This window comes from Pseudomonadota bacterium (assembly GCA_034189865.1).
In the GTDB taxonomy this organism is placed as follows: Bacteria; Pseudomonadota; Gammaproteobacteria; order UBA5335; family UBA5335; genus JAXHTV01.
In genome coordinates this window covers 1-7500 of the sequence record JAXHTV010000022.1, presented here as the reverse complement: position 1 = coordinate 7500, position 7500 = coordinate 1, and the positions used below count along the sequence as shown (strand labels likewise).

At 55.3% G+C, this 7500-nt stretch carries 6 protein-coding genes, 2 rRNA genes and 1 riboswitch (1 of these 9 only partly in view); of the genes, 5 read left to right on the top strand and 3 right to left on the bottom strand.

Annotation, left to right across the window (positions count from 1 at the left end; genetic code table 11):
- The 5 genes from SVU69_10395 to SVU69_10375 all read left to right on the top strand — a co-directional run.
- A 23S ribosomal RNA gene (locus SVU69_10395) occupies window positions 1–979 on the top strand (it extends 1914 nt beyond the left edge of the window).
- A gap of 95 nt (window positions 980–1074) precedes the next feature.
- Window positions 1075–1190, top strand: a 5S ribosomal RNA gene (gene rrf / locus SVU69_10390).
- 392 nt (window positions 1191–1582) lie between these two features.
- Window positions 1583–2179 (top strand): hypothetical protein, encoded by a 597-nt coding sequence (locus tag SVU69_10385; GenBank protein MDY6943405.1) that lies wholly within the window; start codon window positions 1583–1585, stop codon window positions 2177–2179.
- An 82-nt stretch (window positions 2180–2261) separates the two neighbouring features.
- Window positions 2262–2954, top strand: a complete 693-nt coding sequence (locus SVU69_10380) for a fimbria/pilus periplasmic chaperone (GenBank protein MDY6943404.1) — start codon at window positions 2262–2264, stop codon at window positions 2952–2954.
- Between the two features lie 85 nt (window positions 2955–3039).
- Window positions 3040–5535, top strand: a complete 2496-nt coding sequence (locus tag SVU69_10375; protein ID MDY6943403.1) for a TcfC E-set like domain-containing protein — start codon at window positions 3040–3042, stop codon at window positions 5533–5535.
- On the opposite strand, the gene SVU69_10370 is transcribed toward SVU69_10375, so the two are convergent.
- The 3 genes from SVU69_10370 to SVU69_10360 form a co-directional block, all read right to left on the bottom strand.
- Window positions 5522–5953, bottom strand: coding sequence for a hypothetical protein (locus SVU69_10370; GenBank protein MDY6943402.1), 432 nt, complete (start codon window positions 5951–5953; stop codon window positions 5522–5524). The two genes, SVU69_10375 and SVU69_10370, sit on opposite strands and share 14 nt — an antisense overlap.
- 172 nt (window positions 5954–6125) lie before the next feature.
- On the bottom strand, window positions 6126–6689 hold the full coding sequence (locus SVU69_10365) for a hypothetical protein (protein ID MDY6943401.1): 564 nt from the start codon (window positions 6687–6689) through the stop codon (window positions 6126–6128).
- 91 nt (window positions 6690–6780) lie between these two features.
- A riboswitch (cyclic di-GMP riboswitch) is annotated at window positions 6781–6869 on the bottom strand.
- 114 nt (window positions 6870–6983) lie between these two features.
- The coding region (locus SVU69_10360; GenBank protein MDY6943400.1) for a methyltransferase domain-containing protein at window positions 6984–7500 on the bottom strand (517 nt) is incomplete at its 5' end.

Below are 7500 nucleotides of genomic sequence, written 5' to 3'. Positions count from 1 at the left end.
TAAGGTAGCGAAATTCCTTGTCGGGTAAGTTCCGACCTGCACGAATGGCGTAACGATGGCCACACTGTCTCCAACCGAGACTCAGTGAAATTGAAATCGCTGTGAAGATGCAGTGTACCCGCGGCAAGACGGAAAGACCCCGTGAACCTTTACTACAGCTTTGCACTGAATTTTGAGCCTGCTTGTGTAGGATAGGTGGGAGGCGTTGAAGCGTGGACGCTAGTCTGCGTGGAGCCAACCTTGAAATACCACCCTGGCATGTTTGAGGTTCTAACCCAGGCCCGTTATCCGGGTCGGGGACAGTGTATGGTGGGTAGTTTGACTGGGGCGGTCTCCTCCCAAAGAGTAACGGAGGAGCGCGAAGGTACCCTCAGCGCGGTCGGAAATCGCGCAATGAGTGCAAAGGCATAAGGGTGCTTGACTGCGAGACCGACGGGTCGAGCAGGTGGGAAACCAGGTCTTAGTGATCCGGTGGTTCTGTATGGAAGGGCCATCGCTCAACGGATAAAAGGTACTCCGGGGATAACAGGCTGATTCCTCCCAAGAGTCCACATCGACGGAGGAGTTTGGCACCTCGATGTCGGCTCATCACATCCTGGGGCTGTAGCAGGTCCCAAGGGTATGGCTGTTCGCCATTTAAAGTGGTACGCGAGCTGGGTTTAGAACGTCGTGAGACAGTTCGGTCCCTATCTGCCGTGGGCGCTGGAAACTTGAGGGGAGCTGCTCCTAGTACGAGAGGACCGGAGTGGACGTACCTCTGGTGTTCCGGTTGTCACGCCAGTGGCATTGCCGGGTAGCTATGTACGGACGGGATAACCGCTGAAAGCATCTAAGCGGGAAGCCCCCCCCAAGATTAGGTTTCCCTGGATCCTAGAGATCCCTAAAGGGTCGTCGAAGACTACGACGTTGATAGGCCGGATGTGGAAGCTCAGTAATGAGTGAAGCTAACCGGTACTAATTACCCGTGAGGCTTGACCATATAACACCCAAGCAGTCTCGACACAATTTACCCGTGTCTCGAACACTTTCCGAATTCGTTCCGTCAGATCGTCGTCTGATGGGGCAAACAGTTTGCCTGGCGGCAATAGCGAGTTGGAACCACCCGATCCCATCCCGAACTCGGAAGTGAAACGGCTCTGCGCCGATGGTAGTGTGGGGTCTCCCCATGTGAGAGTAGGTCACTGCCAGGCTCTTAAAAGCGTAATCCTCCGACCCGAAAAGGTCGGAGGATTTTTTTTGTCTGGAGTCATGTTAAGTCTTTTTAAGAATTTGCCTTATGCTGCCGATTCTATCTTTGTTAGGGGACGGTTAATTATTCTCTCATCCCCCTGCGGTCCGACAAACCATAAGAACAAAGGATATTGGCAAGGTGACTTCTTCATACTCCCGCTCCTCGGTGAAGCCGAACGAACCGGACAGTTCGAGATTGAATGGATATGGGATGTCGTGGCTTCGGGGCCGGAAGATTCCCGAATATCGATTGGGTGATATCCTTTTAAAGAGGGGCTTGATTAATCCCCGCCAACTAGAAGAAGCTCTCGCAAAACAGCGCGAAACGGGCGCTAAAGTTGGAGAGATACTCGTGAGTCAGGGATTGATCACCAAGCATCAGCTGCACTACACGCTCGCGCAGCAAGTCACTATTCGCACCGCGGCGGCGGTTTTTGCCCTGATGGTGGGTGCAACAACCCATACGGCGGCGCGGGCAGCAACCGCGGGCCAGATTGGGGATGTGTCGACAGCCAGTGCAACTATCACTGTCACCGTGCCTAAACAGGTTCAGATTTCTCGGCTTGATGATATACAGATATCTGTGCGAGATCGTGATCAGGACGTGAGCTTCGTTGAGCCGCTATGCGTTCGGGGCGTTGGCGCCGGCGAGTTTCGGGTCCGTGCTTCCGGTTCGGGGCCAAATGAAGCTTTTAGCCTCCAGAGTTTGAATAGCGATTCACGACTGCTTCCTTTTAGCGTGGGCTTTATCGGGGAGTTGGCTGCTGGGGGGACGGATGAGTTGATACCTGGACACGTTTCCCCAAGTTATCGGCTTCAGTCGACGCGGCCGGATTGTGGCGGCGTCGATTCGTCGGCGGTAACCATCGGTTTGTCGGCGGACGACTTGGCGCAAATACCCGCGGGCACGTATCGTGGGGTCTTGACGCTCACGGTGGCGCCAGAATAGTTTGTCCGGGGTTTCGATTCTTCTTGACTGAGCACGACCGGCGTGGGGGCGGCTTCGGCCGTGCTGGATTAGGGGCGATTTAATGGGTTTCTATAAGAATATGGCGATCGCAATCGGGGGGTTGTTGTTTGTCATGTCGGTTGGTCCAGTGTTCGGGGAAATGGCCCTCAATCGTGCGATCATCGATTTCGTTCCTGGTAGTTCTAACCGCGAAGACGTAGAGATTCAGAATACCGGCACGGATCCTCTTTACGTCAATGTCAGTGTTTTCGAGGTGATGTCTCCGGGGTTATCGGCTGAGACGCGCGTCGAATTGAACGACCCAAATCAACTCGACCTATTGGTTTCACCCCGAAAAATGGTGATTCAACCGGGAGCGATCAGACTCATGCGGGTGGTTAATCTTACCCCGCCTGGCGAACGAGAACGTATCTATCGGGTCAATGTCACGCCGGCGGTGGGCGAGCTTACCCGTGAACAGGCGGGTTTGAAGTTGATTGTGGGCTATGAGCTTTTGGTAATCGTTCGGCCGACGAACCCTAAACCTCTGTTGGATGTAAATCGCCGTGATAACGTACTTTCGGTGCGCAACCGCGGCAATAGCAATGTTTTGTTCTTCAACGGTGAACTGTGTTCCCCGGCCGGGACATGCGTTCCTCTGCCTACGAAACGAATCTACGCCGGCGCCAGTTGGACATTGACGCTAACTGCGTCAGGCGAGGTTCGTTACTACCAACAGACCATGGGTCTCACGAATACGCTCGTTACGTACTAAAAAAAATCGGTTTAGCCGCACTGGGGAAAAAGCGGATGCCCGCTTGTTTGGAAGGAAAAGGACACCGATCGGGGGAGCATTGCGGGTGACCCGTTGCGTTATTGCGATCGTCATTGCATACATTTCTGTTTTTCTCGCGGTGGCGGCAGCCAATCAATCGTCGAGCAATGGCGGGGCGACACCGGCGACAGATATCCGAACGACGGGTAAACCGCCGCCTGGTTTTGAAGATTTGCTGGCGCCGCAGCGGACGTTGGTCGACGTGTACTTCGGCGGTCGGTTGGTGGGTTCGGCCATGGTGGTATACGATCCTGCGGTGGTCTCTATCGATGAACCCGCTGACCTAGCACGGCTTATTCCTCAGATCATCGAGCCAGGGGCGGTGGTCCGCGCGCTGACCGGTCCTTTGCCGGTGAACGCGCATCGGGTATGCCCGAACCGCCCACGTCCGGGGTGTGGGATTTTGGCGCCGGATGTGGCGGGCGTCATTTTCGATGCCGACCGCTTTCGCCTGGATGTGTTCGTTAATCCGGCGTTCCTGAGTGTTTCACCACCGGAAAATCAGCGTTTTCTGCCGTCGCCAGAAAGTGGTATCTCCGCCGTTCAGCGACTGAGCGCATCGTATTCCGGTTCCAACGTGAGTTCGGACAACTACAACGTGTTGGGCAACAGCTTGCTTGCCTCAGGTGCCTTACGTTTGGAGTCTTTGTGGTCTTACAGCAGCCAAGACAATTTCGAGATTGATACGTTGTTCGGGCAGTGGGATCGTGAAGGGTATGCCTACCAACTCGGCGCGATTCGGGCACGAGGCAGTCAATTCATTTCGGAAACGGATGTGATCGGCGCCGGTTTTCAAACGTCTCTACGTACTCGAACGGATTTGGACCAAGTTTCAGGTACGCAAGTCCAGCTGTTTTTGCCGGTTCGGGCGCAGGTTGACATCATCAAAGATGGTCGATTGGTGTTTTCCAAGTTCTACGAAGCGGGAACCCAAATTCTCGACACCTCAGCGCTACCCGACGGCGCTTACCCCATCACGATCAGAATCCGTGAGGCTTCTGGTGTAGAACGCCAAGAAACCCGTTTTTATGTTAAAGCGGTTGAATTGCCTCCTGTGGATACACCGCTTTATCACGTTCAACTGGGTGCACTTAGAGATTGGGATGACAATTCCGATCTACCGGCCTATCGCGATGAGCTGTTTTACCGGACTGGGTTGGGCGTTCGCATGAGTGACCAGTTTGGATTGCATTTAGGCGCGACCGGGCTTGATCAATATCTCGCGTTTGAGGCTGGTGGATTTACTCGGGGTCGGTGGTATCGCCTTGGCGTCAGCGCGCTGGCTTCGACCGACGCCGATTGGGGTGTCTCCGCCAATGGTGGAGCTCAGCTCGGTCCGATATCCGGCGGGATCAACCTTCGCCGAGTATGGAATAGCCGCGAGGTACCGGAGGCTTCCGAGCTACTGGGGCCTGGTGCGATCCAAGCGAATGCCATGTTGACCTACGGCTTTTCACGGGGTGCCTTGTCGTTGCGCGGTGACTGGAATGATGTAGACGACCCATTAATAGACCAAGATGAAACGTGGTCAATCGGCGCTCTGCTCTCGTTGCTGCTTTGGCAAGATACCGATGTGCGGCTGACTTTGGATTCGGAATTATCGGAGAATCAAAGTGGGACGTACGGCGCACTGTTGTTGACATTGCGAGGCGATGACGGTCGGTGGAACCGCGCTGCCCGCTTTGGTGGGCGGAGAGAGTCCCGAGAGTTGATTGACGGCTCAGCGGACTCGGGGTCCGAATTGGCATATGTCGGCGGGTTCCAACTCGGGTGGCGAGATGAAGCAATGACCCCGGGAGACCTCCTTCTAACCGCTGGTGCGAACCGCGATGTTGACAGTGAATTCCTGACTTTGGATGGTGACTGGCGGACCGAGCGTGGACGTATTCAAGCTACGGCCCAGCGCAGTTTGCCGGATGGTGGTGCGCCCAATACAAACTATGGTGCCAACCTCAGTTTCGGGATTGCCACCAATGCTGATACGTTGGCGGTCGGCGGGAGTGCACAGGGTTTGAGTACGGTCGTTGTTGAAGTGACGGGAAATGCCACCAAAGCGCGATTTGATGTGTTGGTCAATGGTCAGCCGCGTGGCTATGTGGCAACGGACAGCCGGATTCCGGTCTTTGTCGAGCCGTATGAAACCTACCGCGTGCGCCTTCGTCAGCGGGATGTGAGCCTGGTGGATTACGACACGACGGAATATGAGGTAACGGTCTATCCCGGCACGGTTAAGAGCGTCAGTTTCGAGGCCAACCAATTGCAGGTAGTCGTCGGGCAGGCGGTGCGATCGAATGGTCAGACCGTGGGGCTGGCACGGATCCGGGGTGCTGTGGGTTACGCGGCCAGCGAGTCAAACGGATTTTTCCAGGCAGAAGTCGCCGGTGCCAAGACATTGCGATTTGAACCGTTGGACGGTGAGCCATGCGAAGTGTCTCTGCCGCTCGACACCAGCGTGGATCAGCCGGTGGTCAGTCTCGGCACGATTGCCTGTCTGCCGGTTGAATTCGTTACTCCGCAATGACGGTCAATCGGAGGATACCCCGGTAGACACCGGGCACGGCGTTATTGAGTTCACTTGCCGGGATGGTGACTTGCAATCGTGCGCTGGGAAACCCGAAGTAGCCGCATCGCGAGCTGGTGGCTTGGAAGGTGAAGAGCCGATTGATGGGTTGATTCGCCGTGACCGGGAAGTGTTGGCCGCTGAATATCCGGTCACTGTAGGAGACTTCGTATGGCAACCGCTCGAGTGCGTTGCGCAAAATGAAACTGCCGCCGGGTCCTTCACCCTGTGCGACTAAGGTATAGCTATAAGAAGCGCTGAAAACGCAAATATATTCCTCGCCTGTCATGTCCGATTCGCCATCCCATGAACCCAAGTTCATATCTTCAAGCGCGCTGACACGGACGACGGCGTAAGAGTAAGAAGGTACCGCGATCATCGCCAACCAGAGTATCGAAAGGACAATTCCGCTAACAACGGTGGTGCGTGTTCTGTGGAGTTTTACGCCATTCAATGCGAGGTCCCAATTTCTCTACGCGTTGATAACGCCCGCAGGGCTGGCCGGGTACGACCGGAAAAATACCCGGTAGCCCTGCAGGAGTTAGGGGGCGTTACTCAGGTGCGACGGTCAGCGTCAGGACACCAGCGTATGTACCAGACGCGGCAGTTTCCAAATCGCTGTTGCCCAAGGTGACGATCACACGCGCCGTCAGGCTGGCACCACTTGAGCAGGTGGCGCCGCTGCTGGCTCCGGTTTGGCTAGCTAAGGCACTGCCGGACGTCATTGCCTGGGCGCCGGCATCACTGCCCGAAACGTCATTCCACTGAACGCTATAGGGGATCGCGTTGGTGCCGTCGGAGAGCTCAAAGGCATTTGATGTGCCGTTTCCTGCTGCGGTGACGTTATATCCACCGCTGTTACTCCAAACGCAAAGATCATCGGAGCCGGACACGGGGTTGACGCCATCCCAGCTGCTCAAAGCAGTTGTCAGGTCAATGTCATCCAAGTAGGAAATTTTCGCTCGTTGAGGAACAGCGGCGGTAATGGTGAGGTCGCCAGTGGACGTGGCGCCGACACTACCCTGGTTTGCACCGATGGCAGTACCAGTCATCATCACGGCGGTGGAAGCAAATGCGGCTACGGCGAGGTGTTTTAAACCTTTATGGCTGATCATGGTTTCCCCTTTTATTATTTATACTGTACGCGCACGTTGATTCAGTTGCTTTTTGTGTACATGCGTCGTCATCCAGGCATCGTCGGGGGGATCCGGTAGCCCCGCTGCCATACTTACCTTGTAAGCGTAGGCCGGTGGCTTTGCGCCTCGCCGTTTCCGGTCGGTTTGCCTTTATCAGAAATCCGAACACCCTGGTTATCGTTTGAAAAAGGCGGAACTTTAGTCGAGCGGGTAGCGTAAGCTATTGAATTAAGAAAAAATATACAAAATGTTTAGGCGAGATTGCGGTAGTGCCTAAAACGGCTTTTCGGCGATGATATGCCAGTAGGGGTGGGGCGTTTGCGGTCCGCGTTTGAGGTGCAGATCGATGGTTTCAAGTCCTGCGTCTACCAGAGAACTGGTCAGAGTCAGTGCGCTCAAGCGTGCATAAGTGACCGATTGTTGCTTGGTGTTTGTACGGTTGGGGTCGTTTGAGTTGGCCGCGATATGGAACGGCATCCGGGTCGGCTGCTCCGGAAGCGACAGTTGCGCCATTCCGCCCGGGCGAAGCAGACCGCCCAGCTTGGACAGGCTGCCGCTGAGGTCATGAGAGCCGGTGCTATCGAACAGTTGCCATCCCAACACGTAGTCATAACGACAACGATGCTGATCGATCGCTTCTGTCGTCAGCTCCCATAAGTTGATTGAAATCCCCTGTCGGCGCGCGGCTTGTTCGGTAAACGCCAAGTTGGCCGGATTGGAATCGCAGGCGCTGACCTCATATCCATGCATGGCGAAGAACAATGCGTGACGACCGAGTGTGCACCCGAAA